A 26,631-nucleotide genomic window follows, 5' to 3' on the forward strand; every position below is an offset into this window, starting at 1 on the left:
GAGGGTGGCCCTGCCAGTCCTAGGAACGCGGAACCGGCGGACAGCCGGGTCTCTGGTCCCGCCGCGGCGACCGGCCGAGGCTGATCGGCATGAAGACACTCATCGTCACCGCGCACCCCGACCCCCGCTCGCTCACCCACTCCCTCCAGGACGTCGCCGTACGGACCCTGCGCGAGCAGGGCCACGAGGTCGAGATCAGCGACCTGTACGCCATGAAGTGGAAGTCCGAGGCCGACTTCGACGACTTCGCCGGATTCGCCGGTGACGAGGTGCGCACCGGCCCCGACGGGCGCCCCGGCCCGGACTTCATGCGCGCCTCCGGCGAGGCCTTCGCCTCCGGCCGGCTCGGCGAGGACATCCGCGCCGAGCAGCGCAAGCTCCTGGAGGCCGACCTGGTGCTGCTGCACTATCCGCTGTGGTGGTTCACCATGCCGGCCATCCTCAAGGGCTGGTTCGACCGCGTCTTCACCGCCGGCTTCGCCTACGGGCCCGGGCTGCCGCGCTACGGCGAGGGGCCGTTCACCGGCAAGCGCGCGATGGTCGTCACCACCACCGGCGGGCGGGAGAGCAACTACACCGCCCGGGGCGTGAACGGCCCCATGGACGACCTGCTGTTCCCGGTCAATCACGGCCTCCTGTGGTTCACCGGCTTCCAGGTGCTGCCGCCCTTCGTGGCCCACCGGGCCGTCGACCTCACCGAGGAGCAGTTCGCCGAGATGGCCGACCGCTACCGCGAGCGCCTGGCCGGCATCGAGACCGCCGAGCCCCTCCCGTACCGCCCGGAACGGGGCGGCGACTACGACGCCGACCTCCAGCTGCTGCCGGGGCGCGAGGCGGCGGGGGCCACCGGTTTCGGCCTCCACCGGGTCCACCGGGAAGAGCGCGCCTGAGCCTGCGCTCGGTCTGGACGGGCCCTGTTCAGGCCCAGGCGTTGCGCAGGGCCTCCCGGTGTGCGGCGAGCCAGGTGGAGAAGTCCTGGAGCGCGGGGTCGATGCGGCGCACGGCGTCGAGGTCCCGCGCGCCGGTGAAGCGCCGCTCGCAGTCGGCGTAGTACTGGAACATGTTCCCCGACTCGTCCGCCCCCGGGAATCCCTGGGCCCGCCACTCGTCCGCGCTCAGCGGGCGGTAGCGCACCGGCCGGTCGACCGCGTCGGTGAGGGCCGCCGCCATGTCGGCGACCGGCAGGTGCTCCCCGGCGATGCTGATCGTGGCGGCGACCACGGACGCGCCCTGCCGGAAGAGCGCCAGCGCGGTCTTGCCGATGTCCTCGGCGGCCATCCCGGAGAGCCGGCTCTCGCCCATCGGAAACCTCAGCCACAGCGCCCCGTCGTCGCCGGGCTGCGGCGCGAAGGGACCGAGCAGGTTCTCCCAGAAGAAGGTGGTGCGCAGGAAGGTGGTCGGCACGCCCTCGTCGGTGAAGAGGTGGTCGGCCTCCGCCTTGCCGTCGAAGTGCGGCACCTTGTAGCGCTCCTGGAGGACCGGCATCCGGGGGTCGTCCAGCGGGACGCACTCCCGGGTGTCCTCCAGGGTCGACCAGATGGCGTGCTGGACCCCCGCGTGCGCCGCCGCCCGCGCCATGGCCCCGGCCTGGGCGATCTCGCGCTCGGCGGACATGTGCTCCCAGAAGTTCGTCACACAGAACGCCCCGTACGCATGTTCGAAAGCGGCCGTCAGGCTCTCCTCGTCGTCCAGGTCGGCCCGGACGATCTCGGCGCCGAGCCGCTCCAGCTCCCGGGCCGGCTCCCCGTCCGGGTGCCGGGTGACCGCGCGTACGGAGAACTCGGCGTCGTCGCCGCGCTCGGCGAGGATCGCCCGGGCCAGGCCGCCGCCCTGGCGGCCGGTGGCGCCGACAACGGTGATGATCTTCTTTCCGGTCATGACGTGGTGTGCCTCCCGCCCACTCGCCTCCCGACGACTCCTCCCGGCGCGTTCCCGGGCCCGCCCGATCCATGCGCCGGTACGTGCCCCGGCGGGGCCGGATCCCGGGCGGGCGAGCGTGAGCCGGGCATCGGTGGGCAGGCGACAGGGTGGAAGCCCTCGATCCGTATCCCCGAGCGGGCGGAGTGACCATGAGGAGAAGCAGCCTGACCGGACCCGCCACGGACGGGTCGGTCGGTACCGGACCGCCTCCGAACGACCCGGTGCCGCCCAGCCCCACCCCCGCGCCGGGCCCGGGACCCGGGCCACAGCCGGGCCCGGTTCCGGGGCCGGTGCCCGCGCCGGGCCCCGACCCGGTGCCCCCGGCGCCACCGCGCCCCGGCCCTGACCCGGAACCGGGTGGCCCGCCCCCGGAGCCGGGCCCGCACCCGGGCCCTCTGCCCGGCCCCGTCCCGGCACCGGAGCCCGTGACCCGGAGCCGGTACACGTGACCCGGCCTCGGAACCCGTGATCCGATCTCGGCCCACGCATCCCGGCCCCGCCCGGTGATCCGACCCCGGCCCACGTGATCCACGACTCGCCCCGGAATCCGCGACCACCCGGAATCCGTGACCACCGCGGAGTCGGTGCCCACCCGGATTCCGTGACCGAAGGGACCCCGCCATGAGCACGCCCGCCATGAGCACGCCCGCCATGAACCCCCAGGCCACGCCCCAGCCCGGCACGCCGCCCCCCGGCGCGACCACCCCGGGCACGAGCAGCCCCGTGATGAGCAGCCCCATGAGGGACGATCCCGCTCCCGATCCCGGTCCGGCCGTGCGGGACCCGGCCGCACCGGACCGGCCGGGGCGGCGCGTCGTCGTCGGCGTCGACGGTTCCCCGGCCTCGCACGACGCCCTGCGCTGGGCCGTCCGGCAGGCCCGGCTGACCGGCGCGACGGTGGAGGCCGTGGCCGCGTACGACCTTCCCGGCTCCGTCGGCTGGTCCGCGCCGGCCGTGGACGCGGCCTTCGACGCGGAGGCGGCAAGCAGCGCCCTGACCGACGAACTGCGGGACGAACTCGCCCAGGTGTCGGACGTCCCGCTGGAGGAGCACGTGGTCCGCGGGAATCCCGCCCAGGTGCTGATCGAGGCGTCGAACGGCGCCGAGCTGCTGGTCGTCGGCAGCCGGGGCCGGGGCGGCTTCTCCAGCCTGCTGCTCGGGTCCGTCAGCCAGCAGTGCGCCGTGCACGCCTCCTGCCCGGTGGTGATCGTCCGCAGCGGCATGACGGGCGGGACGGATGCGGAGGCGGCGTGAGGTGGACCGTGCGAGGGGGTGTGACGGACGGAGGGCCGCCTGATCGGGCGGCCCTCCGTCCACGTGTCCCGCGCGGGATGCGCGGGACACGTGGGACACGCGGGTTCACGACTGCGCGCGCTCCCGCGTGGCGGTCAGACGGCTGTCGAGCGTGCGGACGAGGGCCTCGTTGAACGCGTCCAGGTCGCCCGGGCGGCGCGAGGTGATCAGCGGGAAGCCGCCGCTGGTGTCGACGACGACCTGCTCGTCGCGCCAGGTCCCGCCGCCGTTCTCGATGTCGGTGCGCAGCGAGGGGTACGAGGTCAGTTCGCGGCCCCGCGCCACCTCGCTGTTCACCAGGAGCCACGGTCCGTGACAGATCGAGGCCACCGGTTTGCCGGCCTTGGCGAAGGCGCCGACCAGCCGCTGTGCGTCCCGGTCGGTGCGCAGCCGGTCGGCGTTGAGCGTCCCGCCGGGAACGACGACCGCGTCGAACTCCTGGGCCATCACGTCGCCCATGGCGGCGTCCGCGCCGACGACGGTGCCCGGCCGCCGGTCCGAGACCAGGGTCAGGACCGGCGCGGCCCGTTGCGCGGCGACGACGACCTCGGCGCCGGCCTCGCGCAGGGCCGCCATGGGGCGGGTGAGTTCGTCCTGCTCGACTCCGTAGTTGGTGGTGAGGACGAGGACGTGCATTCCGTCGAGGGTCACGGTGGTCCTCCTTCGACGCCCGGAGGGCCTCAGTGGCCCAGGGAGCGCTTGAGTTCGGCCTTGTTCATGTTCGAGCGCCCGTGGATGTTGCGGCGCTGCGCCTCGGCGTACAGCTGGTCGTAGGTCGGCCCCTCCGACCCGCTGTGCGAGCGCTTCCCGCCGCGCTTGGAGGACGACATGTCCTGGGTGGAGCTCTTGCTCGCCGTCTTGGACTCCCCGGACCGCGCCCGTTCCTTGTTCACCGTGCGGGCCGCGATCTCCTTGGCGCGCTTCTCGCTCTCGCCCCGGTCCCGGGCGCTCTCCTTGATGTGCTCGTACTGTCGCTCGCGCTTGGGGCTCGATCCGCGGGGCATGATCCACTCCTCTCGTCCGCGCGCACGTCCGTTCGTGCCACGTGCGCCGCCGCAAGTGCTCTCGCCCGGCCGCTGCCCCTGCCGCGAGGGTTCATGCGGCCCACTCGCGAACTCGTCGGGCCGATGTCGCCCTGGATCGCGATACGCGTCCTGTCCGGCGCCGGGGAAATGCCGGCGGGGTCCCGGCCCCGGCTGGGCACGCTTTTCGGTGCGGTACCATCCCGTATGGCGTAAGGGACATGAACGCCTGTGCAGCATCGTGCAGTTGGACCACGAGCCGCCGGTGTCTGCAGTGCCCGCTCGAGCCGCGCCCATTCACGCACGATGGTCCGACGGCTCCTTTCTGGAGACCACGTGAAAATCCTCCCCGAAATCTCTCGTACGCTGAGTGAATACCTCCTCATCCCCGGCCTGACGACAGAGGACTGCACGCCGGACAACGTGGATCTCGGGGCGCCCCTGGTGCGTCACCGGGTGGGCGAGGAGCCGGGGATCAGGATCGCGACGCCCATGGTGAGCGCGATCATGCAGGCGGTGTCGTCGCCGACCCTCGCGGTGGCGCTGGCGCAGCTCGGCGGGCTGTCATTCATCCACCAGAACCAGCGGATCGAGGAGCAGGCCGCGGACGTGCTGGCGGTGAAGCGGCACAAGGCCGGTTTCCGGACCAGCGAGGTCACGGTGGCGCCGGAGACCACGCTCGGCGAGGTCACCCGGCGTCTGTCCGAGGCCGAGCAGGGCGTGGCCGTGGTCACGCGGGGCGGCGAGCCGGACGGCGAGTTCCTCGGGATCATCAGCCTCGACGACTTCCACCTGGAGCGGCACGGCGCCGACGAGACCGCCGGCAACCGGATGCGCGGGCGCGACGGCCTGGTCACCGCGCCCGCCACGGTCACTCTCTCCGAGGCGAACGAGCTGATCTGGCGGCACCACCTCGACGTGCTTCCGGTCCTTGAGGACGGGCGGGTCTCCTCCCTCGTCCTCAAGCGCGACTACCAGGCCCACAAGACCTTCCACCGGGCGACGGTGGACGCCGAAAAGCGCCTGCGGGTCGGCGCCGGAATCAACTCCCGCGACTACGAGGACCGCATTCCGGCCCTCGTCGAGGCCGGCGCCGACGTGCTGTGCCTGGACTCCTCCGACGGTTATTCCGTTTACCAGGCGAAGACCATCGCATTCGCCCGCGAGAAGTTCGGGGACGAGGTTTTCGTCGGCGCCGGAAATGTCGTCGACGAGCGGGCCTTCCGTTATCTCGCCGACGCGGGCGCGGCCTTCGTGAAGGTCGGCATCGGCGGCGGCGCCATTTGCACCACGCGGGAGCAGAAGGGCATCGGCCGCGGCCAGGCCTCCGCCCTCCTCGACGTGGTCCAGGCGCGCGACGCCTACGCCCAGGAGACCGGCGTGTACGTGCCGCTGTGTTGCGACGGCGGCCTGCTCAACGACTCCCACATGGCCATGGCGCTCGCCATGGGCGCCGACTTCATCATGCTCGGCCGCTACTTCGCCCGCCTCGACGAGAGCCCCTCGCGCAAGCTCCAGATCGGCGGCCAGTGGTACAAGGAGTACTGGGGCGAGGGCTCGCGCCGCGCCCAGAACGCGGCCCGCTACGGGCAGCGCGGCCAGATGGTGTTCGAGGAGGGCGTCGACGGCTACGTCCCCTACGCCGGCAGCATGTACGACAACGTGGAGCGCACCCGCGCGAAGATCATCTCCACGATGATCAGCTGCGGCTCGACCAACCTCCGCGACTTCACCCGCGACGCCGTCCTGGTCCCGGTCTCCTCGGAGTCCTTCAAGCAGACCGGCGCCGAGATCGAAGTCCGCCGCCCCGCCATCGCCGCCGGCGAATGACCCCTCCGGCCCCGCTCCGGCCGCCCGGAACGCCGGGCGGCCGGAGCGGGGCCGCGGGCCGCGGCCCCTGGGCCGCACCCCGTATGCCGCAGGGTGCGGGACCAACGGCGCGCCCCCGCGGCCGCTTCTCGCGGACACTCCCTGTCCGCGATGCTCGCTAGCCTGCGCCCATGGCCCCGAAGACGACGTCCCCGGTCCTCTCCCCCCGCGCCCTCAACCGCGCCACCCTCGACCGGCAGCTGCTGCTGCGCCGTGCCCCGCTCACCGCCGAACAGGCCGTCCACCACCTCGTCGGGCTGCAGGCGCAGAACACCAAGCCGCCGTACTACGCCCTCGCCGCCCGGCTCGACGGGTTCCGGCCCGAGGAGTTGTCCGGGCTCATGGAGGCGCGGCGGGTCGGGCGGATCGTTTCGCTGCGGTCCACCGTGCACACCCACACCGCCGCCGACGCCGTTGCGCTGCGCCGGCTCGTCCAGGACGGGGCGATCGAGCGCGAGTTGCGGATGTTCGCCAAGGGGCTCGCCGGGGTGGACCTCGACCGGCTCACCGCGCTGACCGCCGACGCGGTGGACGAACGGCCGCGCACCCCGAAGGAGCTGCGCGAGCGGCTGCTCCAGGAGTGGCCGGAGGCCGACCCGCAGTCCCTCGGCATCGCCGCCCGCTGTCTGCTGCCCATGGTCCAGGTGACGCCCCGCGGGCTCTGGGGCCGCAGCGGCCGGGTGGCGCTCGCCCGCGCCACCCGGTGGTTCGGAGAGGTCGACGACCGGGCCGCCGACCTCGACGAGACCGTCCTGCGCTACCTCGGCGCCTTCGGACCCGCCTCCGTCAAGGACATGCAGACCTGGTGCGGGCTCACCCGGCTCCGGCCCGCCTTCGAGCGGCTCCGTCCCCGGCTCCTGGTCCTCCGCGACGAGCGGGGCACCGAACTCTTCGACCTCCCCGACGCGCCCCGGCCCGACGAGGACACGCCCGCGCCGCCCCGGCTGCTGCCCGAGTTCGACAACCTGCTGCTCTCGCACGCCGACCGCACCCGCGTGGTCCCCGCCGCGCACCGCACCCGCACCTGGACCGGCAACCAGGCCCACCGGACCTTCCTCCTCGACGGTTTCCTCGCCGGGATCTGGCACCTGGACGAGGGCAAGGACCGCACCCTCCTGACCATCGAGCCCTTCGTCCGCACCACCCGGGCGCAGCGCGAGGCGCTCACCGCCGAGGCCGAGCGCACCCTGCGCCTGCTCGGCCCCGCCGGCCTCCCGTACGACATCCGGTACGGCGCCTGAGGCCCCGCGGGCGGACGCCCTACACCAGGACGCCCGCCCGGCGCGCCGCCACCACCGCCTCCAGGCGGGTGTGCGCGCCGAGCTTGCGCATCGCCGAGCGGAGGTAGCCCTTCACCGTCTCCGGACGTAGCCCCAGCCGCTCCGCCACCGCTGCGTTCGTCGCACCCGAGGCCACCGCCGACAAGACGTCCGTCTCACGCGGGGTCAGGGACACCTCGGGGTCCGACCCCGGGACGACGCTGCCCGCCGAGGCGTTCTCCAGACGCCCGCACACCGCCCACAGGCGCTCGCGCACCTCGGGGTCGGCCACCCGGGACGCCAGCTCGCGCAGCTCCCCGTAGGCCTGCCGCAGCTCCTCCCGCTCGGCCACCAGCCGGCGCGCCTCGTCCTGGACGGCCAGTGCCTGCTCGACGTCGCGGGCGGCGGCGACCGCCGCGTCGAAGACCCGCTCCCCGATGGGGAGGGCGTCGCGCAGCGCCCCGTACAGCACGCCCCGCACCCTGCGGCGGACCACCAGGGGGACGGCGATCACCGAGCGCAGGCCCTCCGCCGACACCGGTCCGTCGTACTCGTGGGTGATGTGGCGCGCCGAGGGGTAGTCGGTGACCGCGCACGGCCGGGACAGTGCCAGGCACTTGCCGCCGAGGCCGGAGCCGGTGGAGACGGCCAGGCCGCGCAGGGCCGGGGTCACGGCGCCGTGCAGCTCCTCGATCCGCACCGCCGAGCCGTCGTGGAGCAGACCGCCGAAGGCCACCTGCAGGCCCGTGGCGCGCCGCAGCCGCAGCAGCGCCTCGCGCAGCCCGGCCGTCTCGGCCGGGGCCGTGCCCCTGACGCCCCCGACGCCCTCGTCCCTGATGCCCGCGCCCGGCTCGCCCCGCTCGACCCCCTCGACCCGCTCCGGCACGTTGTTCTCCTTCGTCGCGGCCATCACCCCCGAACGGGGGTAGTGAGACCTGGGTCACTGATTACACGATGTCGGAGGCCGGTCCCGCAACGGACCGGTGTGCCGCCACGAGGAGGACGAGGACGCATGACCACGACGAGTGCGACGGAGGCCACGGAGAGGTTCCGGGCCGCCCGGGACTTCCTGCTCCAGCACCGGGAGGACTACGAGACGGCGTACGCCGGCTTCGCCTGGCCCCGCCCCGACCGGTTCAACTGGGCGCTCGAATGGTTCGACGTCATCGCCGAGGGCAACGACCGGACGGCGCTCCACATCGTCGAGGAGGACGGCACCGAGACGAAGCTGAGCTTCGCCGAGATGGCACGCCGCTCGAACCAGGTGGCGAACTGGCTGGGCGCGCAGGGCGTCCGGGCCGGCGACCGCATGATCGTCATGCTGGGCAACCAGGCGGAGCTGTGGGAGACCATGCTCGCCGCGATGAAGCTGCGCGCGGTCGTCATCCCGGCCACGCCGCTGCTCGGCCCCGCCGACCTGCGCGACCGGGTGGAGCGCGGCCGGGCGCGGCACGTGCTCGTACGGGCCGAGGACACCGCCAAGTTCGACGAGGTGCCGGGGGACTACACCCGCATCGCGGTCGGCGGGGACGGGGTGGGCTGGCTCGGTTACGAGGAGGCGTACGGCGCGTCCGCGGAGTTCACGCCCGGCGGCGCGACCCGCGCGGACGACACGCTGATGCTCTACTTCACCTCCGGCACCACCGCCCGCCCCAAGCTGGTCGAGCACACCCACACCTCGTACCCGGTGGGCCACCTCGCGACGATGTACTGGATCGGGCTCCGGCCCGGCGACGTGCACCTCAACATCTCCTCGCCGGGCTGGGCCAAGCACGCCTGGTCCAACCTCTTCGCCCCGTGGAACGCGGAAGCGACCGTCTTCATCCACAACTACACGCGCTTCGACCCGGCCCGGCTGATGGACGAGATGGAGCGGCACGGCGTCACCAGCTTCTGCGCCCCGCCCACGGTGTGGCGGATGCTGATCCAGTCCGACCTGAGCCGGCTGAGCACCCCGCCCCGCGAGGTCGTCGCGGCCGGCGAGCCGCTCAACCCGGAGGTCATCGAGACCGTCCGGCGCGCCTGGGGCGTCACCATCCGGGACGGCTTCGGCCAGACCGAGACCGCCGTCCAGGTGTCGAACAGCCCCGGCCAGCCCCTCAAGGAGGGCTCGATGGGCCGGCCGAGCCCCGGCTTCCGGATCACCCTGGTCGACCCGGTCAGCGGCGAGCCGGACGTGGCGGAGGGCGAGATCTGCGTCGACCTCGCCACCGACCCGGTGGGCCTGATGACCGGGTACCACGGGGACCCGGAGCGCACGGCCGAGGCGATGGCCGGGGGGTACTACCGCACGGGTGACATCGGCGCGCGGGACGCCGAGGGCTACATCACGTACGTGGGCCGCGCGGACGACGTCTTCAAGGCGAGCGACTACAAGATCAGCCCCTTCGAGCTGGAGAGCGCGCTGCTCGAACACGAGGCGGTGGCCGAGGCCGCCGTGGTCCCGGCCCCCGACCCGCTGCGGCTCGCCGTCCCCAAGGCGTACGTGGTCCTCGCGGCGGGCTGGGAGCCGGGGCCCGACACGGCGAAGGCGCTCTTCGCGCACTCGCGCGAGGTGCTCGCCCCGTACAAGCGGATCCGCCGGATCGAGTTCGCCGACCTGCCGAAGACCGTCTCCGGCAAGATCCGCCGCGTCGAGCTGCGCAAGCTCACGGCGGAGGGGAACACGGGCACGGAGTACACGGAAGGGGACCTCGCATGACCGGCACGGCCGGCCCCACCGGCAACACGCCCAGCACGGCCAGTCCCACCGGCACGGCCGCCACGACCAGCCCGGCCGGCGCGGCCGACTCCCTCTCCTACGCCCACGGGACCGGCACCACGCCCCTCCTCGGCGACACCATCGGTGCCAACCTCGACCGGGCCGTCGCCGCCTGGCCCGACCGCGAGGCCCTCGTCGACGTGCCGACCGGCCGCCGCTGGACGTACGCGCGGTTCGGCGCCGACGTCGACCGGCTGGCGGACGCGCTGCTCGGCAGCGGGGTGACGAAGGGCGACCGGGTCGGCATCTGGGCGGTCAACTGCGCGGAGTGGGTGCTCGTGCAGTACGCCACGGCACGCATCGGCGCCATCATGGTCAACATCAACCCGGCCTACCGGGCGCACGAGTTGGAGTACGTCCTCAACCAGGCCGGCGTCTCGCTGCTGTTCGCCTCGCTCACCCACAAGACCAGCGACTACCGGGCCATGGTGGAGGAGGTCCGGGGCGCCTGCCCGGCGCTGCGCGAGACGGTCTACTTCGGCGACCCCAGCTGGGACGAGCTCCTCGCCCGCACCGCCCCGGAGGGCGTCCGTCCGGCCCCCCTGTCCTGCGACGAGCCGGTCAACATCCAGTACACCTCGGGAACCACCGGCTTCCCGAAGGGCGCCACCCTCTCCCACCACAACATCCTCAACAACGGCTATTTCGTGGGCGAGATGATCGCCTACACCGAGCAGGACCGGATCTGCATCCCGGTGCCCTTCTACCACTGCTTCGGCATGGTCATGGGCAACCTCGCGGCCACCTCGCACGGCGCCTGCATGGTGATCCCGGCCCCGTCCTTCGATCCGGCCGCCACGCTGCGCGCGGTGCAGGAGGAGCGCTGCACCTCGCTCTACGGGGTGCCGACGATGTTCATCGCCGAGCTCAACCTGCCGGACTTCGCCTCGTACGACCTCTCGACCCTGCGCACCGGCATCATGGCGGGCTCGCCGTGCCCGGTGGAGGTCATGAAGCGGGTGGTCGCCGAGATGAACATGGCGGAGGTGTCCATCTGTTACGGCATGACGGAGACCTCGCCGGTCTCCACCCAGACCCGTCGCGACGACGACCTGGAGCGGCGCACCGGCACCGTCGGCCGGGTCATGCCGCACGTCGAGGTGAAGATCGTCGACCCGGCCACCGGCCTCACCGTCCCGCGCGGCACCCCGGGCGAGCTGTGCACCCGGGGCTACAGCGTGATGCTGGGGTACTGGGAGGAGCCGGAGAAGACCGCCGAGGCGATCGACGCGGGCCGCTGGATGCACACCGGCGACCTCGCCGTGCTCCGCGAGGACGGCTACGTGCAGATCGTCGGCCGCATCAAGGACATGATCATCCGCGGCGGGGAGAACGTGTATCCGCGCGAGATCGAGGAGTTCCTGTACGGGCACGCCAAGATCGCCGACGTGCAGGTGGTGGGCGTGCCGGACGAGCGGTACGGGGAGGAGATCCTCGCCTGTGTGATCCCGCGCGACCCGGCCGACCCGCCCACCCTGGAGGAGGTCACGGCCTTCTGCCGGGACCGCCTCGCCCACTACAAGATCCCGCGCCGGGTGGAGATCCTGGCCGAGTTCCCGATGACGGTCAGCGGGAAGGTGCGGAAGGTGGAGCTGCGGGAACGGTACGGGGCTGGCTGACCGCCCCGGCGGGCCCGCCGGCACCCACGGTGAGCTCCCTGCGCATGCACACCCGGGGCCAGGCCGCCAGCCCGTGCGCGGCCTCGGCGGCGCTGATCGCCCGCAGGCCCTCGGTGAGCGCGGGGTCGCCGGCGTCGAGGCGGCGGAAGCCGAGCCGGGTGTAGTAGGGAGCGTTCCACGGGACCTCGGCGAAGGTCGTCAGGGTCAGGGCCGTCAGGCCCTGCTCCCGGGCGGCCCGCGCCAGGTGCTCGATCAGCGCCCGCCCGACGCCCCGCCGGGCGGCGGCCGGGTGCACCGAGACCTGCTCGATGTGGGCGGCCCCGTCAACGGTGTCGGTGAGCAGATACGCGACCGGACGGTCGCCGGCGTCCACCGCCACCCACGCCCGTCCGTCGCACTGGTAGCCCTGCAGGACGTCCAGCGGCAGGGGGTCGTCGTCTGCGATCTCTCCCATGCCGAGGGGCCGGAAGGCCTCACCCGCGGCGCGTTCGATGTCCTGGAGAAGAAGGAGTTCGGCCGGTGCGGCCGCTCGGATGCGCATACGCCAGTATGGCGCGCCGGAACCGGGGACGGCGCCCGCAGGGGGTTCCACCGGTCCGGCCCGGCCGTCCGGACGCCCCTGGCGGCACACCCGTCACACCCGCCCCACCACTCCCGCTCGGCTCACCCGCCTTGCGCGCCCCACGCCGGCCCCAACCGCACCCCCGCCCCCTCAGTCCGGTGTCACGCTGCCGCAGGTGAACGGGGCGTCCGTGGTGCCCCGGCCCAGGGCATAGGGGTCGTCGCGGGAGGAGTGCCCGGAGAGGAGGCCGCCGTCGCGGGAGAAGTGGGGGAGGAAGAGGGTGAGGGCCGGGTCGCCGTAGAGGGCGACGTAGAGCAGGACGTCGCGGGCGTCGGTGACCTCGCGACGGTGGGCCGGCAGCGGGTGGCGGGCGCGCAGGGCGGCGAGGAGGCGGCGGGCCGCGCGGGTGGTCGGCGGGACGCAGAGCAGCCCCAGGGCCGCGAGGACGGGCAGCGCGCCCAGGGCGAGGGCCGGCGCCGACACCCCGGTCGCGGCGAGACCGACGGCCACCGTCGGCGGGACGCACACCAGCAGCGCCCGGGCCGCCCGGTGCCGGCCGGGCGGGCGGAGAAGGCCGGTCCGGCCCAGTTCCGCGCGGAGCGCGTCGAGCGCCTGCCGGGCCTTGGGCCGGGTGGCGAGCAGCCGCACGGTGAGCGCGCGGTGCAGCGAGCGGTGCACGCCGAGCTGGAGCGGGTCGCGGGTGCGCCCGGCGCCGCCGTTGGCGCGAATCGTGCCCCGGCGCCCGGCCGCCACCGCCCCGCGCTGGTGCAGGGCGACCAGCGCCACCACGACCGCCGCGCGCGGTCCGCCGCGCAGCAGCGCGAGCGCCTGCGGCGGCAGTTCCGGGCGCTCCTGGCTGCGGGCACGCAACAGCAGTGCCGCGAGAGCGAGTTGTGCCACGGCGGCTCCCAGGAACCACCACATCCCCGTTGTCATGACGTCCACCCCCACAGGTGTTGTGCCCGGGGGAGTGCCCGTCCTCACGTACGAATGGCCGAAACCATCAGGGTGCGCCGGAGGCCACCAGCGCGCTCGCGGGGGTGTTGACGGGCTGGGGCGTGCCGGTGAGGTCGAGCACGAAGAGCGGGATGCCGAGGCCGTCCGCCCGCTCGTGCGCCTCGGGCGTGTAGCCGGCCAGGGAGAAGCAGACGCTCAGCGCGGCGCTGCCGAGGCCGTTGAGCCAGAGGCACTCGACCGCCCGCAGCCCGGTCGGCCGGGTGCTCGGGTCGACCTGGGCGACCAGTCCGGGCCCGCGCAGGTCGACCCCGGGGGTGGCGCGCTCCTCGGGCTGGACCACGTCGCGGAAGCCCAGCCAGCGCAGATAGCCGGCGGAGGCGGCGACCGCGTCCCGGGCGGTCCTGATGGTCACCGGCCGGAAGGAGGGGCGCGCGGCCTCGGGCATCGGCCGGCCGGGCGCGGTGGCGGGCGCCGCGGGCGAGGGGTGGCGCAGCGCGAAGGGCGGGGGAGTGCCGGGCGCCCGGTAGCGGGGGGCGCCGCCGTCCCCGGGCGGCCCGCCGGCCGTCCGGTGGCCGCGCGTCCCGGGCGCTGCGGGCGGCTCCGGCCGCGCCCCGCGCCCGCCCGCCGGCTGCGGGGGCACGCGGCCCTCGCCGGAGTCGCCGTCCGGAGCCCGTACGGGCACCCGCAGCACCGCGCCGCAGGCGCAGCCCACCTCGGGGTGCGGCCAGTCGGAGCGGCGGGTGCAGGCGGGGCACCGGACGGTGACCCACTCGTCGGACCAGTTGCGGCGGGTGACGGGTACGGCCTCGGCGCCGGCGATCACCGGGGGAGCGAGCGGTCTGCCGCAGGAGCACGGGAAGGCGGGCGCCGCGTAGCGCAGCGCCCGGAGGCATTCCGGACAGCGCACTTCCACCGACTCGGCCACGGACGTACCCCCTCTGCGACGTGCGTCCCCATCGTGCCCCCTTTCGGCCGTCCGGGGGAGCGACTTCGGCCAACGCGCGTGATCGAGGGGCGGGACGTCTCTTGACGCCTCTCGTCCGGCCCACCTACATTGCTTCCGTATAGCAGAACAGTACTTCCGCATTATGGAAACAGGCCCTCGGGGCTCCCGCCGGAGCCGCCGCGCCTGCGTCCCCCTGGCCGAAGCAGGAGCACTCCCATGCCTCGTATGACCGCCGCCGCAGCGGCCGTTGAGATCCTCAAGCGCGAAGGCGTCACCAACGCGTTCGGTGTGCCCGGCGCGGCGATCAACCCCTTCTACCGCGAGCTCAAGAACGTCGGCGGGATCAGCCACACGCTGGCCCGCCACGTCGAGGGCGCCTCCCACATGGCCGAGGGCTACACCCGCGCCAAGGCCGGCAACATCGGCGTCTGCATCGGTACCTCCGGCCCCGCCGGCACCGACATGATCACCGGCCTGTACTCGGCGATCGCCGACTCCATCCCGATCCTCTGCATCACCGGCCAGGCCCCGACCTCCAAGCTCCACAAGGAGGACTTCCAGGCGGTCGACATCGCCTCGATCGCCAAGCCGGTGACCAAGGCCGCCACGACCGTCCTGGAGCCCGCGCAGGTCCCGGGCGTCTTCCAGCAGGCCTTCCACCTCATGCGCTCCGGCCGCCCCGGCCCGGTCCTCATCGACCTGCCGCTCGACGTCCAGCTGGCCGAGATCGACTTCGACCCGGAGACCTACGAGCCGCTGCCGGTCTACAAGCCGTCCGCGACCCGCGCCCAGGCCGAGAAGGCGCTCGGCTTCCTCCTGGAGTCCGAGCGCCCGCTGATCGTCGCCGGCGGCGGCATCATCAACGCCGACGCCTCCGACCTGCTCGTCGAGTTCGCCGAGCTCACCAACGTCCCGGTCATCTCCACCCTGATGGGCTGGGGCACCATCCCGGACGACCACGAGCTCGCCGCCGGCATGGTCGGCGTCCAGACCGCGCACCGCTACGGCAACGCGACCTTCCTGGAGTCCGACTTCGTCCTCGGCATCGGCAACCGCTGGGCCAACCGCCACACCGGTTACAACATGGACGCCTACACCGCGGGCCGGAAGTTCGTCCACGTCGACATCGAGCCCACCCAGATCGGCAAGATCTTCGCCCCGGACTACGGCATCGCCTCCGACGCCAAGGTCGCCCTGGAGCTCTTCGTCGAGATCGCCAAGGAGTGGAAGGCCGCCGGCAAGCTGCCCGACTTCTCCGCCTGGGCCGCCTCCGCGCAGGAGCGCAAGGCCACCCTCCAGCGCCGCACGCACTTCGACGACATCCCGATGAAGCCGCAGCGCGTCTACGAGGAGATGAACAAGGCCTTCGGACCGGAGACCCGCTACGTCACCACCATCGGCCTCTCCCAGATCGCCGCCGCGCAGTTCCTGCACGTCTACAAGCCGCGCCACTGGATCAACTGCGGCCAGGCCGGCCCGCTCGGCTGGACCATCCCGGCCGCCATCGGCGCCGCCACCGCCGACCCGGAGACCCCGGTCGTCGCGCTCTCCGGCGACTACGACTTCCAGTTCATGATCGAGGAGCTGGCGGTCGCCGCCCAGCACAAGGTCCCCTACGTCCACGTCCTCGTGAACAACGCCTACCTCGGCCTCATCCGGCAGGCGCAGGGCAACCTCGGCATCAACTTCGAGGTCAACCTCGAGTTCGAGAACATCAACACCCCGGAGATCGGCGTCTACGGCGTCGACCACGTCAAGGTCGCCGAGGGCCTCGGCGTCAAGGCCATCCGCGTCGAGGACCCGAGCAAGCTCGGCGAGGCCCTGGAGCAGGCCAAGAAGACGGCCGTCGAGTACCAGGTCCCGGTCGTCGTCGAGGCCATCCTGGAGCGCATCACCAACATCTCCATGAGCCCCAACGTCGACATGAGCAACGTCAAGGAGTTCGAGGAGCTGGCCACCGAGCCCGGCCACGCCCCCACCGCGATCAAGGCCCTCAAGGTCTGATCCACCGCGCGCCCGACGGCCCCCGCCCCGCTGAGCACCGGGACGGGGGCCGCCCCGCGTCCAGGGCCGTCAGCCTCCCTGACCCTCCGTCAGGCCCCTTCCCGCGCCGCCCGGACCAGGACCGTGCCCGCCTCCGTACGGTCGTAGAGCACCGAGCGGCCCGCCCGCCGCCGCCGTACCAGACCGGCGTCGAGCAGCACCTTCAGATGCCGCCCCACCGACCCGAGCCCCTGCCCGGTCAGCGCCACCAACTGGCTGGTCGACGCCGGGGATTCGAGCCGTACGAGCACCCCGGCACGGGCCCGGCCGAGCAGCGCCGCCAGCGCCTGGGGCGCGCCCGGCCCCGACACGTCCGCCAGCGCGCCCTGGCACGCGTACGTCACCGCGTACCGCTCCGTGCCCGCCCAGGAGCACCAGCCCTTCGCCGGCGTCACCGGCACGAACAGCAGCCGCGCCCCCTCCACCGAACGCGGCGGATAGTCACGGGTGTTGATCTGCAGCCGTCCGTCGCCCAGCCAGCGCATCTTCCCCGGACACAGCTCGTCGAGCGCCGCCGCCCAGCCGCCCCGGCCGAGCAGCGCCGTCCGCGCCACCACGTCGGCCTCCAGGACCCGCCGTCGGCGCGGCCACTCCGGCAGCACCGTCTCGCGCCACACCCACTCCAGGATCCCCGCCATCCGCCGCGGCAGATCGGGCGCCCGGCGCAGCGGCTCCGGCACGGGGCCGCCGACCGCCACCTCCAACTGCGGTACCGCGTCGCCCGGTTCGGCTTCCCGGACGGCCGCGACCTCCTCCTCGAAGGACGGCTCGCCCTCGCCCAGCGGCGTCGGCGTCAGGAAGTCCGCGTTCCACGTCCGGCCGATCGCCGCCCGCACCAGCAGCGCGTCCACCGGATCGGCGGCGAGCCGCGCCCGGTACGCCGGCAGCCGGGCCGCCAGCCACGCCCGCTCACCCGGATGCGCGCCCCGGCCCGCGTGCAGGGTCATCAGCGCCGCACAGGCCTCGGCCAGCGGCGACACCACGAACCGGCTGCTCGCCAGCGCGTCCGTACCGATGTGCCACCAGCCCATGGAAGGCCCCCCGCCCCGATCGTTTCGCCACCGCGCGAAACAATAACGCCGTCCCCCGGGCTCCCCCAGACTCCGCGGCATGCCCCGCTACCGCGACGTCTTCCGCATCCCCGAGTTCACCCCGCTCTTCCTCAGCGGCTCGGCGCAGTCCGCCGCCCAGAACGTGGCCGGCCTGGGCCTCGCCACCCTCGTCTACCGGTCCACCGGCTCGCCGCTGCTCTCCGCGCTCGCCCTGTTCGGCCCCGCCCTCGCCCAGCTCGTCGGCGCCACCACCCTGCTGTCCGCCGCCGACCGGCTGCCGCCGCGCGCGGCCCTCGGCGGCGTCGCGCTGCTCTTCGCGGCCGTCACCGCCGCCCAGGCACTGCCCGGACTCCCGGTCGCCGCGGCCTTCGCGCTGCTCTTCCTCCAGGGCCTGGCCGGCTCCCTGGTCGGCGGCGTGCGCTACGGCCTGCTGAACGAGATCCTGCCCCGGGAGAGCTTCCTGCTCGGGCGCTCCGTGCTCAACATGTCCGTGGGCGTCTGCCAGATCGCCGGCTTCGCCACCGGCGGCGTGCTGCTGGCCTGGCTGTCCCCGCGCGGCGCGCTGCTCGCCGGCGCCGCGCTCTACCTGGCCGGGGCGCTGCTCGCGTACCGCGGCCTGTCCGCGCGCGTCCCGCGCGCCGCCGGCCGGCCCTCGCCCGCCGAGACCTGGCGGACCAACGCCCGGCTGTGGTCCTCGCCCGCCCGGCGCCGGGTGTATCTGTCCCTGTGGGTGCCCAACGGGCTGATCGTGGGCTGCGAGTCGCTGTTCGTGCCGTACGCCCCCGAGCGCGCCGGGCTGCTGTTCAGCTGCGCGGCCGTGGGCATGCTGGCCGGGGACACCGTCGTCGGGCGCTTCGTGCCGCCCGCCTGGCGGGCCCGGCTCGCGGCGCCCCTGCAGGCCCTGCTGGCCGCCCCGTACCTGCTCTTCGTGCTCCGGCCGGGGCTGCCGCTCGCGGTGCTCGCCATCACCGTCTCGGCCGTCGGGTACGCGGCGAGCCTGCTGTACCAGGAGCGTCTGACGCGGCTGGTGCCGGACGAGCTGAGCGGGCACGCGCTCGGTCTGCACGCCTCCGGCATGCTCGCGCTCCAGGGCCTGAGCGCGGCCCTGGCCGGCGGTCTGGCCCAGCTCTCCTCGCCCGCCACGGCGATGACGCTCCTCGCGTGCGGCTCGCTCGCGGTGACCGCGTCCCTGGCGGCCCGGGAGCGGCGCACGCGCAAGAGCGCGGAACCAGGGACCGTAAACCTGGTTCCGCGCTCTCGTTGGTGACCGCCCGACGGTGCGAGGCTGGCGCGACAGGACGTTCGCGCCGCCGGGCGGAGTCTGGCCCCCTTCCGTGCGAGAAGGGGGTGCGTCGGACCGCGGTGGCGCCGACGGGTGCCGCGTCCGGTCCCTTCCTTCAGGTCAAGAAGGGGGCTCGCGGTCCCTTACCACCGCACTGGCTCGGAGCCACCGCGGTCCTCACGCTGTCCGGAACGCCGACCACCCCTCATCCGGGCCGGTGATCCGGACCGCGTACGGCTCTGACCTCCCGTCAGGAGCCGTACGCAGTCTGGGTGTCGAGGCTCAGTCCTCGCGCAGGGCGCGGACGGCCTCCTCGACGCGCCGGCCGTACTCGGCGTCGGCGGCGGCGAAGTGGGCGATGTTCTTCTCGATGATGTCCTCGCGGGCGACCTGGGAGAGGCTGCCGGCGATGTTGGCCACCAGGCGGGACTTCTCGTCCTCGGACATCAGGCGGTAGAGCTCACCGGCCTGGAAGAAGTCGTCGTCCTTGACGTGGGCCGGGGCCGCGTGGGTGCCGGTCCAGCCGTGGATCGCGAGCGGCGCGGACAGCGGGGCGTCGGTCTGCGCCGGGCCCTGGTACGAGTTGGGCTCGTAGTTCTTGTCGTGGCGCGAGCCGTTGCGGGTGGCCATGAAGCCGTCGCGGCCGTAGTTGTCGGCCACGGTGGCCTTCGGCGCGTTGACCGGCAGCTGGGTGTGGTTGACGCCGAGGCGGTAGCGGTGGGCGTCCGCGTAGGCGAAGAGGCGGCCCTGGAGCATCTTGTCCGGCGACGGGCCGATGCCCGGGACGAAGTTGTTCGGGGAGAACGCGGCCTGCTCGACCTCGGCGAAGACGTTGTCCGGGTTGCGGTCGAGGACCAGCCGGCCCACGCGCTGCAGCGGGTAGTCCGCGTGCGGCCACACCTTGGTGAGGTCGAAGGGGTTGAAGCGGTAGTCCGCGGCCTCGGCGGCCGGCATGACCTGCACGTAGAGGGTCCAGGACGGGCACACACCGCGCTCGATGGACTGCAGCAGGTCGGTCTGGTGCGAGTTGGCGTCCTTGCCGACCAGCTCGGCGGCCTGCTCGGCGGAGAGGCTGCGCACGCCCTGGTTCGTCTTGAAGTGGTACTTGACGAAGAAGGCCTCGCCCGCCTCGTTGGTCCACTGGTAGGTGTGCGAGCCGTAGCCGTTCATGTGGCGGTACGAGGCGGGGATGCCGCGGTCGCCGAACAGCCAGGTCACCTGGTGGGTCGCCTCGGGGGCGTGGGCCCAGAAGTCCCAGACGTTGTCCGCCTCCTGCTTGCCCGTGAAGGGGTCGCGCTTCTGGGAGTGGATGAAGTCGGGGAACTTGATCGGGTCCTTGATGAAGAACACCGGGGTGTTGTTGCCGACGAGGTCGTAGTTGCCCTCCTCGGTGTAGAACTTCACCGCGAAGCCGCGCGGGTCGCGGACCGCGTCCGCGCCGCCGAGCGAGTCGGCCACGGTGGAGAAGCGCAGGAACAGCTCGGTCTTCTTGCCGACCTCGGAGAGGAAGGCCGCCTTGGTCCAGGCCGTGACGTCGTCCGTCACCTCGAAGTAGCCGTACGCGCCGGAGCCGCGGGCGTGGACGACGCGCTCCGGGATCCGCTCACGGTTGAAGCGGGCGAGCTTCTCGAGGAGGTGCTGGTCCTGGAGCAGGATGGGGCCACCGACGCCGGCGGTGGCGGAGTTCTGGTTGTCGGCGACGGGGGCGCCGGACTCGGTCGTAAGCACGCGCTTGGCCATCTTGTCGGGTCGGACCTTCCGTGAGCTGCACTGCTGGCGGGTGAAGTGCCTGGAGCGTAGGTACGCCCGGCAAAAAACGTCAACAGTTTGTTGAAAATGAAGTGTGGTGTTCCGGGCGGCGGCGGCGCCTGGGCGCGACAGGACAGGTTGTCAGCGCCGCCGCCGCCCGGAAATCTGGGTCAGACCTGCTGGCCGGAGAGGCGCTCGACGGCGCGCAGCAGGGCCGAGTGGTCCAGGCCGCCGTCGCCCTGGGCGCGCAGCGAGGCGACCAGCTGGGCGACCACGGCGCCGACCGGGAGGGCCGCACCGACGTTGCGGGCGGCGTCGGTGACGATGCCCATGTCCTTGTGGTGCAGGTCGATCCGGAAGCCGGGCTTGAAGTCCCGGTTCAGGAAGTTGTCCTTCTTGCGGGTCAGGACCGTGGAGCCGGCCAGACCGCCGTTGAGGACGTCGAGGGCGGCGTTGAGGTCCACGCCGGACTTCTCCAGGAAGACCACGGCCTCGGCGCACGCCTGGATGTTGACGGCGACGATGAGCTGGTTGGCCGCCTTCACCGTCTGGCCGGAGCCGTGCGGGCCGCACAGGACGATGGTCTTGCCGAGGGCCTCGAGGATCGGCAGGGCCGCGTCGAAGTCGGCCTGCTCGCCGCCCACCATGATCGACAGGACGGCCTCGATGGCGCCGGCCTCGCCGCCGGAGACGGGGGCGTCGATGACGCGGATGCCCTTCTCCTTGGCGTTCTTGGCCAGGTCGACGGAGGTCTGCGGGGTGATCGACGACATGTCGATGATCAGCGCACCCTGCTTCGCGTTCTCCAGGATGCCCTCGGGGCCGTAGGAGATGGCCTCGACCTGCGGCGAGGCGGGCACCATCGTGATGATCACGTCGGCGTCCTTGACGGCCTCGGCGATCGAGCCGGCCGCGGTGCCGCCGGCGGCGGCCAGGCGGTCCAGCTTGTCCTGCTCCAGGGTGTAACCGGTGACCGAGTAGCCGGCCTTGATCAGGTTCTCGGACATGGGGGAGCCCATGATGCCGAGGCCGATCCACGCAATCGTCGGGCGGGTGGGCTGGGAGGAGTCAGCGAGGTTGCTCATCGTGAGGGTCCTTCTCTGAAGCTTCGTACGAAAACGTCGGGGGTCGCCTGGCGGAACGCCCGGACTTACTTGGCGGCGCGCGCCTCGGCGGGCAACCATCCGAAGGAGGCGGCGGCGTCGGCGGCCTTGTACTCCAGGCCGACCCAGCCGTCGTAACCGGCCTTCCTCAGCTCGTCGAGCAGCTGCTCCAGCGGGAGCTCGCCGGTGCCCGGGGCGCCACGGCCCGGCATGTCGGCGATCTGCACGTGGCCGGTCTTGTCGGCGTACTGCGCGATGACCGTGCTGACGTCCTCGCCGTTCATGGCCAGGTGGTAGACGTCGAGAAGGAACTTGGCGTTGCCGAGGCCGGTGGCCGCGTTCACCTTGTCCACGACCTCGATCGCCGAGGGGGCGCTCACCAGCGGGTAGAGCGGCGACTCGGGCTTGTTGAGGGTCTCGATCAGGAGGATCGCGCCCACCCGGTCGGCGGCGCGGGCGGCCAGCACCAGGTTCTCCAGGGCGAGCTCGTCCTGGACGGCCGGGTCCACGCCCTCGACGCGGTTGCCGTACAGCGCGTTGAGCGCCTTGCAGCCGACCGAGGCCGCGAAGTCCGCGGCGACGTCGATGTTGGCCTTGAACCGGTCCGACTCCTGGCCGGGCACCGAGACCGCGCCGCGGTCCGGGCCGGGCAGCTGTCCGGCGTAGAAGTTCAGGCCCACCAGCTGGGTGCCGGCGTCGTCGAGCGCCTTCTTCAGGGCGTCGAGCTCACTCTGCTCGGGGGTGGCGGTGTCGATCCAGGGCCACCACAGCTCGACCGCCGTGAAGCCCGCCGCGGCGGCGGCCGCGGGGCGCTCCAGGAGCGGGAGTTCCGTGAAGAGGATCGACAGGTTCACATCGAAGCGCTGGTCCGGGTATCCCATGAGGGGTCGGCGCTCCTTCCGTATTGCGGAAGTAACTTTCTGTCTGGTGGAAGGTTGCAGGGCGGGCGCCCCTCTTGTCAAGAGGTCCCCGCAGGTCCGGGGCTCCCGCGGGCCGGAAAGGGGCCTTAGCGTGGGGGCATGGTGCGTTTGAGAGTGGAGTTCACGACCGAGCCGTTCGACCTCGACGAGGCGCCGGCGCACGCGGTCGTGGCACGTGAGGTCATCCAGTCGGCCGAACTGGACGCGGTGGACGTGGGGCCCTTCGGCAACACGGCCGAGGGCGGCGCCGACGCCGTCCTCACCGCCGTCGACGAGCTGCTGCGCAAGGCGCTCGGTGCCGGTGCCACCCGGGTCTCGCTCCAGGTCAATGTGATCGGCGAGGGCGGGGAGGACGCGAAGTGACCGAGCATCCCTTGGCGGCGGCGGTGAAGCCGCTGGTCGACGCGATGGGCGCGGAAGTGCTGGAGCCGGCGCAGGCCGAGGTCGACGACATCGTGCTGTCCTGGGAGGGCGAGGAGGTCCTCGCCGTACGGCTGCCGCAGCTGTCGGACTCCCTGGAGCGCATCCTCGCGGCGATGGAGCGCCGGCACGGGATGCCGTTGTCCGAGCTCGACCGCAAGGCCAAGCAGGAGGTGGTGCGGCTCCTGGAGGCGCGGGGGGCCTTCTCCGTGCGGCACGGGGTGGAGACGGTGGCCGGTGCACTCGGTGTCAGCCGCTTCACCGTGTACAACTACCTGAACAGGGAGAATGCCTCCAAGAACGCCTAGTTGATCAAGGGTTGCCACAAGCCGTCGTCCGCATGTCGGGACGACGGCTTTTGTAACGCCGAGTTTTCAACAAAGTGTTGACGTCGTCTTGTCGAGGGCGTTAGCTATCCGCAGCCCGTCCGACGCACAGCGAAAAACAGCCACGGAGGCATCCCGTGACTTCTGGTACGACTCCGGGTCTCGCCCGGTTCAACACTTCGGCGGAGGGCGACGCGCTCGCCGCGCTGCACGAGGTGTGCACGAGTTCGGCATGGGCGAGCAAGCTCCTCGCCCAGCGCCCGTACGCCACGGTCGAGGCCCTCTTCCAGGCCAGCGACGTCGCCATGGCCGAGCTGACCGCCGAGGACCTCGCCGAGGCGATGGCGGGCCACCCGCCGATCGGTCGTCCCAAGGAAGGGGACCCGACCTCCTCCCGCGAGCAGAGCGGGATGGCCGGCGCCTCCGCGCAGCTCAAGGCCGAGATGCTCGAACTGAACCTGGCCTACCAGGACACCTTCGGGCACGTCTTCCTCATCTGCGCCACCGGCAAGACCGGCGAGCAGATGCGCGACGCCCTCCGCGAGCGGATCGGCAACTCGCCCGAGCAGGAGCGGGAGATCGTCCGCACCGAACTGGGCAAGATCAACCGCATCCGTCTGAACCGTCTCGTCGAGACCACCGAGGAAGAGAACCGATGAGCACCGACACCACCGCATCGGTGTCCACCCACATCCTGGACACCAGCGTCGGCCGGCCGGCCGAGGGCGTGGCCATCGCGCTCGCGGCCCGCGCCGGCTCCGACGCCGCCTGGGTGGCCCTGGGCGGCTCCGCCACCGACGCGGACGGGCGCTGCAAGGACCTCCCGGCCCTGCCGGAGGGCACGACCCACGTACGCCTCGACTTCCAGACCGAGTCGTACTTCCTGAGCAAGCAGAACAAGCAAGCCGAGGCGCAGCAGGACGCCCCCGCGAATCGGGACAGTGGCGCGAGCGGTGTGTTCTTCCCGGAGGTGGCGATCACGTTCGCCGTCGTCCCGGGCGAGCACTACCACGTGCCGCTGCTGCTCAACCCGTTCGGCTACTCCGTTTACCGAGGGAGCTAGCAGACATGCCCACGATTCTCGGCCAGAACCAGTACGGCAAAGCAGAGAACCGCGTCGTCAAGATCACGCGCGACGGCGGCACGCACCACATCAAGGACCTGAACGTCTCCGTCGCCCTCTCCGGCGACCTCGACGACGTCCACCTCACCGGCTCCAACGCCCACTGCCTCCCCACCGACACGACGAAGAACACCGTCTTCGCGTTCGCCAAGGAGTACGGCATCGAGTCCGCCGAGCAGTTCGGCATCCACCTCGCCCGCCACTTCGTGTCGAGCCAGGAGCCGATCCACCGGGCCCGGATCCGGATCGAGGAGTACGCCTGGGAGCGGATCGCCAGCTCCGACGCCAACTCCAAGTTCATCGGCGCCGACGAGGTCAACCACTCCTTCGTCCGCAAGGGCCAGGAGACCCGCGTCACCCAGATCACCTACGACGGCACGAAGTGGGAGGTCATCTCCGGCCTCAAGGACCTCGTCGTCATGAACTCCACCAACTCGGAGTTCTGGGGCTACATCAAGGACAAGTACACCACCCTCCAGGAGGCGTACGACCGGATCCTCGCCACCCAGGTGTCGGGCCGCTGGCGGTTCAACTGGACCGACGACGACCAGCGCATGCCCAACTGGGAGCGGTCCTACGAGCAGACCAAGAAGCACATGCTCGAGGCCTTCGCGGAGACCTACTCGTACTCCCTGCAGCAGACGCTGTACCAGATGGCCACGCGGATCATCAACAACCGCGCGGAGATCGACGAGGTGCGCTTCTCGCTCCCGAACAAGCACCACTTCCTGGTCGACCTCGAGCCCTTCGGCCTGAAGAACGACAACGAGGTCTACTACGCCGCGGACCGCATGTACGGCCTGATCGAGGCCACGGTCCTGCGGGACGGCGCCACGGCGCAGATCCCGGTCGACATGACCAATCTCTGAGCGGCACTGAGTGACCCGGTCCCCGCCCGCCCGCAGTCGGGCGGGGACCGGCACCAGACCGGAGGGAACCCAGCATGGCACTGCCCGCAAAGGGGCCGGCGTCCGCCGAAGGCCCGTGTTCCACCCCGTCCACCACGGCTCCGTCCTCGGCCCCGTCCCCGGCCGACTGCCACCCCGTGGACGAGAAGCTCCCCGCCTCGCGGCTCGTCCCCGCGGCGCTCCAGCACATCGCCGCCATGTACGCCGGCGTCGTCACCCCTCCGCTCATCATCGGCCAGGCCGTCGGCCTGGACGCCGCCGGCATGACCCGGCTCATCGCCGCCAGCCTGCTCATCGCCGGCTGCGCCACCATCCTGCAGACGATCGGCCTCGGCGGCTTCGCCGGAAACCGGCTGCCCTTCGTCAACGCCGCCTCCTCGGCCGGCATCGCGCCCATGCTCGCCATCGCCGAGACCAGCGCCAAGGGCCACCAACTCCCCGCCATCTACGGCGCGGTCATGGTCGCCGGAGTCTTCTGCCTCGCCGTCGGCCCCTTCTTCGGGCGGCTGCTGCGCTTCTTCCCGCCGCTCGTCACCGGCGTCGTCATCACCCTCATCGGGGTCACCCTGATGCCCGTCCCGGTGGGCTGGGCGCAGGGCGGCGACAAGAACGCCGCCGACTTCGGCTCCATGAAGTACCTGGCGCTCGCCGCCTTCACCCTGGTCGTCATCCTCCTCTTCCAGCGCTTCGGCAAGGGCTTCGTCAAGCAGATCGCCCTCCTGCTCGGCCTGTTCATCGGCACGCTCGCCGCGATCCCCTTCGGCATGGCGGACTTCACCGCCCTGCGCGAGGCGCCGGTCGCCGCGCTGCCCGCCCCCTTCGCCTTCGGCGCCCCCGAGTTCCAGCCCGCTGCGATCCTCTCCCTGTGCATCGTCATGCTGGTCCTGATGACCGAGTCCAGCGCCGGCATGCTCGCCCTCGGCGAGATCTGCGAGCGGCGCAGCGACGGGCGGACCATCACCCGCGGCCTGCGCACCGACGGCATCGCCACCCTGATCGGCCCCGTCTTCGGCGGCTTCCCCACCTCGGCCTTCGCCCAGAACGTCGGCGTCGTCTCGCTGACCCGGGTGCGCAGCCGCTACGTGGTCGCCGTCGCCGGCGGCGCCCTGCTGGTCCTCGGCGCCTTCCCGGTCCTCGGCGCGGTCGTCTCGCTGGTCCCCATGCCGGTCCTCGGCGGCGCGGGCATCGTCCTCTTCGGCTCGATCGCGGTCAGCGGCATCCGCACCCTGTCCGAGGCCGGCCTCGACGACAGCTCCAACATCATCCTGGTGGCCGTCGCGCTCGGCGCGGGCATCATCCCGCTCGCCGCACCCACCTTCTACGCCGGATTCCCCGCCTGGGCACAGACCGTGCTCGGGTCCGGCATCAGCGCCGGCGCGCTCGTCGCCGTCCTGCTGAACCTGTTCTTCCACCATCTCGGCACCCGGAGCCGTCAGGCGGCCCCGGCACTCAAATCCTCCTAGGGTCCTGCCGTGCCCTCCCCCCGCGACCCCGTCA

25 protein-coding genes are annotated in these 26,631 nt (G+C 72.5%); 14 read left to right on the forward strand and 11 right to left on the reverse strand.

Going from position 1 to position 26,631, the window contains the following annotated elements:
* The first annotated feature begins 89 nt into the window (after positions 1–89).
* Complete coding sequence (locus ACIGW2_RS25010) at positions 90–890, forward strand: NAD(P)H-dependent oxidoreductase (RefSeq protein ID WP_399846031.1); 801 nt, start codon at positions 90–92, stop codon at positions 888–890.
* Positions 891–918: 28 nt separating this feature from the next.
* Here the strand turns inward: ACIGW2_RS25010 and ACIGW2_RS25015 are convergent, their stop codons facing one another.
* Positions 919–1,878, reverse strand: coding sequence for an NmrA/HSCARG family protein (locus ACIGW2_RS25015; protein WP_399846034.1), 960 nt, complete (start codon positions 1,876–1,878; stop codon positions 919–921).
* Positions 1,879–2,658: 780 nt separating this feature from the next.
* Between ACIGW2_RS25015 and ACIGW2_RS25020 the strand changes: the two genes are divergently transcribed.
* Positions 2,659–3,174 carry a universal stress protein gene (locus ACIGW2_RS25020; protein WP_391656624.1) on the forward strand — a complete coding sequence of 172 codons (516 nt, stop codon included), beginning with the start codon at positions 2,659–2,661 and terminating at the stop codon, positions 3,172–3,174.
* Between the two features lie 105 nt (positions 3,175–3,279).
* Here ACIGW2_RS25020 and ACIGW2_RS25025 read toward each other — a convergent pair whose 3' ends face one another.
* Together ACIGW2_RS25025 and ACIGW2_RS25030 are read right to left on the reverse strand one after the other, a co-directional pair.
* Positions 3,280–3,849 (reverse strand): type 1 glutamine amidotransferase domain-containing protein, encoded by a 570-nt coding sequence (locus ACIGW2_RS25025; protein WP_399846506.1) that lies wholly within the window; start codon positions 3,847–3,849, stop codon positions 3,280–3,282.
* 44 nt (positions 3,850–3,893) lie between these two features.
* Positions 3,894–4,217 (reverse strand): plasmid stabilization protein, encoded by a 324-nt coding sequence (locus ACIGW2_RS25030; protein ID WP_361577962.1) that lies wholly within the window; start codon positions 4,215–4,217, stop codon positions 3,894–3,896.
* A gap of 354 nt (positions 4,218–4,571) precedes the next feature.
* On the opposite strand from ACIGW2_RS25030, the gene ACIGW2_RS25035 reads away from it, so the two are divergent.
* Together ACIGW2_RS25035 and ACIGW2_RS25040 are read left to right on the forward strand one after the other, a co-directional pair.
* Complete coding sequence (locus ACIGW2_RS25035; protein WP_399846038.1) at positions 4,572–6,065, forward strand: IMP dehydrogenase; 1,494 nt, start codon at positions 4,572–4,574, stop codon at positions 6,063–6,065.
* 170 nt (positions 6,066–6,235) lie between these two features.
* Positions 6,236–7,345, forward strand: a complete 1,110-nt coding sequence (locus ACIGW2_RS25040) for a winged helix DNA-binding domain-containing protein (RefSeq protein WP_399846040.1) — start codon at positions 6,236–6,238, stop codon at positions 7,343–7,345.
* Between the two features lie 19 nt (positions 7,346–7,364).
* Here ACIGW2_RS25040 and ACIGW2_RS25045 read toward each other — a convergent pair whose 3' ends face one another.
* Positions 7,365–8,273, reverse strand: a complete 909-nt coding sequence (locus ACIGW2_RS25045) for a response regulator transcription factor (RefSeq protein WP_391656603.1) — start codon at positions 8,271–8,273, stop codon at positions 7,365–7,367.
* Positions 8,274–8,375: 102 nt separating this feature from the next.
* On the opposite strand from ACIGW2_RS25045, the gene ACIGW2_RS25050 reads away from it, so the two are divergent.
* The gene (locus ACIGW2_RS25050) at positions 8,376–10,064 is read left to right on the forward strand and encodes an AMP-binding protein (protein ID WP_399846043.1); all 1,689 of its coding nucleotides are present in this window, start codon (positions 8,376–8,378) and stop codon (positions 10,062–10,064) included.
* A complete protein-coding gene (locus ACIGW2_RS25055; RefSeq protein WP_399846046.1) occupies positions 10,061–11,743 on the forward strand; it encodes an AMP-binding protein in 1,683 nt (560 codons plus the stop codon). The genes ACIGW2_RS25050 and ACIGW2_RS25055 overlap by 4 nt, the downstream gene beginning before the upstream one ends.
* Here the strand turns inward: ACIGW2_RS25055 and ACIGW2_RS25060 are convergent.
* The 3 genes from ACIGW2_RS25060 to ACIGW2_RS25070 all read right to left on the reverse strand — a co-directional run bounded on the left by ACIGW2_RS25060 (position 11,691) and on the right by ACIGW2_RS25070 (position 14,187).
* A complete protein-coding gene (locus ACIGW2_RS25060; protein WP_399846049.1) occupies positions 11,691–12,284 on the reverse strand; it encodes a GNAT family N-acetyltransferase in 594 nt (197 codons plus the stop codon). The genes ACIGW2_RS25055 and ACIGW2_RS25060 overlap by 53 nt on opposite strands.
* Before the next feature lie 171 nt (positions 12,285–12,455).
* Positions 12,456–13,241 carry a TIGR04222 domain-containing membrane protein gene (locus ACIGW2_RS25065; RefSeq protein ID WP_399846052.1) on the reverse strand — a complete coding sequence of 262 codons (786 nt, stop codon included), beginning with the start codon at positions 13,239–13,241 and terminating at the stop codon, positions 12,456–12,458.
* 67 nt (positions 13,242–13,308) lie between these two features.
* Complete coding sequence (locus tag ACIGW2_RS25070; RefSeq protein ID WP_399846054.1) at positions 13,309–14,187, reverse strand: hypothetical protein; 879 nt, start codon at positions 14,185–14,187, stop codon at positions 13,309–13,311.
* A 237-nt stretch (positions 14,188–14,424) separates the two neighbouring features.
* Here ACIGW2_RS25070 and gcl point away from each other — a divergent pair, with 237 nt between their 5' ends.
* Positions 14,425–16,212, forward strand: coding sequence for a glyoxylate carboligase (gene gcl / locus ACIGW2_RS25075; protein WP_361577939.1), 1,788 nt, complete (start codon positions 14,425–14,427; stop codon positions 16,210–16,212).
* Positions 16,213–16,301: 89 nt separating this feature from the next.
* Here the strand turns inward: gcl and ACIGW2_RS25080 are convergent, their stop codons facing one another.
* Entirely contained in the window at positions 16,302–17,282 is a 981-nt protein-coding gene (locus ACIGW2_RS25080; RefSeq protein ID WP_399846057.1) for an ArsR family transcriptional regulator, read from the reverse strand.
* A gap of 79 nt (positions 17,283–17,361) precedes the next feature.
* Between ACIGW2_RS25080 and ACIGW2_RS25085 the strand changes: the two genes are divergently transcribed.
* Entirely contained in the window at positions 17,362–18,570 is a 1,209-nt protein-coding gene (locus ACIGW2_RS25085; RefSeq protein ID WP_399846060.1) for an MFS transporter, read from the forward strand.
* 297 nt (positions 18,571–18,867) lie between these two features.
* Here ACIGW2_RS25085 and ACIGW2_RS25090 read toward each other — a convergent pair whose 3' ends face one another.
* The 3 genes from ACIGW2_RS25090 to ACIGW2_RS25100 all read right to left on the reverse strand — a co-directional run bounded on the left by ACIGW2_RS25090 (position 18,868) and on the right by ACIGW2_RS25100 (position 22,318).
* On the reverse strand, positions 18,868–20,325 hold the full coding sequence (locus ACIGW2_RS25090) for a catalase (RefSeq protein ID WP_361577930.1): 1,458 nt from the start codon (positions 20,323–20,325) through the stop codon (positions 18,868–18,870).
* 179 nt (positions 20,326–20,504) lie between these two features.
* Positions 20,505–21,419: a 2-hydroxy-3-oxopropionate reductase gene (locus ACIGW2_RS25095; RefSeq protein ID WP_391656595.1), complete on the reverse strand. Its 915-nt coding sequence runs from the start codon at positions 21,417–21,419 to the stop codon at positions 20,505–20,507.
* Positions 21,420–21,484: 65 nt separating this feature from the next.
* Positions 21,485–22,318 carry a TIM barrel protein gene (locus ACIGW2_RS25100; RefSeq protein WP_399846065.1) on the reverse strand — a complete coding sequence of 278 codons (834 nt, stop codon included), beginning with the start codon at positions 22,316–22,318 and terminating at the stop codon, positions 21,485–21,487.
* Between the two features lie 141 nt (positions 22,319–22,459).
* Between ACIGW2_RS25100 and ACIGW2_RS25105 the strand changes: the two genes are divergently transcribed.
* From ACIGW2_RS25105 to ACIGW2_RS25130, 6 genes are all read left to right on the forward strand, one after another.
* On the forward strand, positions 22,460–22,720 hold the full coding sequence (locus ACIGW2_RS25105) for a hypothetical protein (protein ID WP_037881565.1): 261 nt from the start codon (positions 22,460–22,462) through the stop codon (positions 22,718–22,720).
* A 44-nt stretch (positions 22,721–22,764) separates the two neighbouring features.
* Positions 22,765–23,085, forward strand: a complete 321-nt coding sequence (locus tag ACIGW2_RS25110; protein ID WP_361578249.1) for a helix-turn-helix domain-containing protein — start codon at positions 22,765–22,767, stop codon at positions 23,083–23,085.
* Positions 23,086–23,240: 155 nt separating this feature from the next.
* Positions 23,241–23,762, forward strand: coding sequence for a 2-oxo-4-hydroxy-4-carboxy-5-ureidoimidazoline decarboxylase (uraD, locus tag ACIGW2_RS25115; RefSeq protein ID WP_399846067.1), 522 nt, complete (start codon positions 23,241–23,243; stop codon positions 23,760–23,762).
* A complete protein-coding gene (gene uraH, locus ACIGW2_RS25120) occupies positions 23,759–24,166 on the forward strand; it encodes a hydroxyisourate hydrolase (RefSeq protein WP_391656593.1) in 408 nt (135 codons plus the stop codon). Before uraD ends, uraH begins: the two co-directional genes overlap by 4 nt.
* Before the next feature lie 5 nt (positions 24,167–24,171).
* Positions 24,172–25,095 carry a factor-independent urate hydroxylase gene (gene pucL / locus ACIGW2_RS25125; protein WP_361577915.1) on the forward strand — a complete coding sequence of 308 codons (924 nt, stop codon included), beginning with the start codon at positions 24,172–24,174 and terminating at the stop codon, positions 25,093–25,095.
* Positions 25,096–25,169: 74 nt separating this feature from the next.
* Positions 25,170–26,597, forward strand: coding sequence for a nucleobase:cation symporter-2 family protein (locus ACIGW2_RS25130; RefSeq protein ID WP_391656592.1), 1,428 nt, complete (start codon positions 25,170–25,172; stop codon positions 26,595–26,597).
* Positions 26,598–26,631: the final 34 nt, after the last annotated feature.

Origin of the sequence: Streptomyces sp. NPDC053541 (assembly GCF_044544705.1) — a bacterium.
Lineage (GTDB): Bacteria > Actinomycetota > Actinomycetes > Streptomycetales > Streptomycetaceae > Streptomyces.

Coding starts and splice junctions, on each gene's coding strand:
- ACIGW2_RS25090 (WP_361577930.1), bottom strand. CDS start 20,325: ATGGCCAAGCGCGTGCTTACGACCGAGTCCGGCGCCCCCGTCGCCGAC.
- ACIGW2_RS25015 (WP_399846034.1), bottom strand. CDS start 1,878: ATGACCGGAAAGAAGATCATCACCGTTGTCGGCGCCACCGGCCGCCAG.
- pucL (WP_361577915.1), top strand. CDS start 24,172: ATGCCCACGATTCTCGGCCAGAACCAGTACGGCAAAGCAGAGAACCGC.
- ACIGW2_RS25030 (WP_361577962.1), bottom strand. CDS start 4,217: ATGCCCCGCGGATCGAGCCCCAAGCGCGAGCGACAGTACGAGCACATC.
- ACIGW2_RS25050 (WP_399846043.1), top strand. CDS start 8,376: ATGACCACGACGAGTGCGACGGAGGCCACGGAGAGGTTCCGGGCCGCC.
- ACIGW2_RS25100 (WP_399846065.1), bottom strand. CDS start 22,318: ATGGGATACCCGGACCAGCGCTTCGATGTGAACCTGTCGATCCTCTTC.
- ACIGW2_RS25080 (WP_399846057.1), bottom strand. CDS start 17,282: ATGGGCTGGTGGCACATCGGTACGGACGCGCTGGCGAGCAGCCGGTTC.
- ACIGW2_RS25085 (WP_399846060.1), top strand. CDS start 17,362: ATGCCCCGCTACCGCGACGTCTTCCGCATCCCCGAGTTCACCCCGCTC.
- ACIGW2_RS25055 (WP_399846046.1), top strand. CDS start 10,061: ATGACCGGCACGGCCGGCCCCACCGGCAACACGCCCAGCACGGCCAGT.
- gcl (WP_361577939.1), top strand. CDS start 14,425: ATGCCTCGTATGACCGCCGCCGCAGCGGCCGTTGAGATCCTCAAGCGC.
- ACIGW2_RS25010 (WP_399846031.1), top strand. CDS start 90: ATGAAGACACTCATCGTCACCGCGCACCCCGACCCCCGCTCGCTCACC.
- ACIGW2_RS25025 (WP_399846506.1), bottom strand. CDS start 3,849: ATGCACGTCCTCGTCCTCACCACCAACTACGGAGTCGAGCAGGACGAA.
- ACIGW2_RS25065 (WP_399846052.1), bottom strand. CDS start 13,241: ATGACAACGGGGATGTGGTGGTTCCTGGGAGCCGCCGTGGCACAACTC.
- ACIGW2_RS25060 (WP_399846049.1), bottom strand. CDS start 12,284: ATGCGCATCCGAGCGGCCGCACCGGCCGAACTCCTTCTTCTCCAGGAC.
- uraH (WP_391656593.1), top strand. CDS start 23,759: ATGAGCACCGACACCACCGCATCGGTGTCCACCCACATCCTGGACACC.
- ACIGW2_RS25040 (WP_399846040.1), top strand. CDS start 6,236: ATGGCCCCGAAGACGACGTCCCCGGTCCTCTCCCCCCGCGCCCTCAAC.
- ACIGW2_RS25020 (WP_391656624.1), top strand. CDS start 2,659: ATGAGGGACGATCCCGCTCCCGATCCCGGTCCGGCCGTGCGGGACCCG.
- ACIGW2_RS25095 (WP_391656595.1), bottom strand. CDS start 21,419: ATGAGCAACCTCGCTGACTCCTCCCAGCCCACCCGCCCGACGATTGCG.
- ACIGW2_RS25045 (WP_391656603.1), bottom strand. CDS start 8,273: ATGGCCGCGACGAAGGAGAACAACGTGCCGGAGCGGGTCGAGGGGGTC.
- ACIGW2_RS25110 (WP_361578249.1), top strand. CDS start 22,765: ATGGGCGCGGAAGTGCTGGAGCCGGCGCAGGCCGAGGTCGACGACATC.
- ACIGW2_RS25130 (WP_391656592.1), top strand. CDS start 25,170: ATGGCACTGCCCGCAAAGGGGCCGGCGTCCGCCGAAGGCCCGTGTTCC.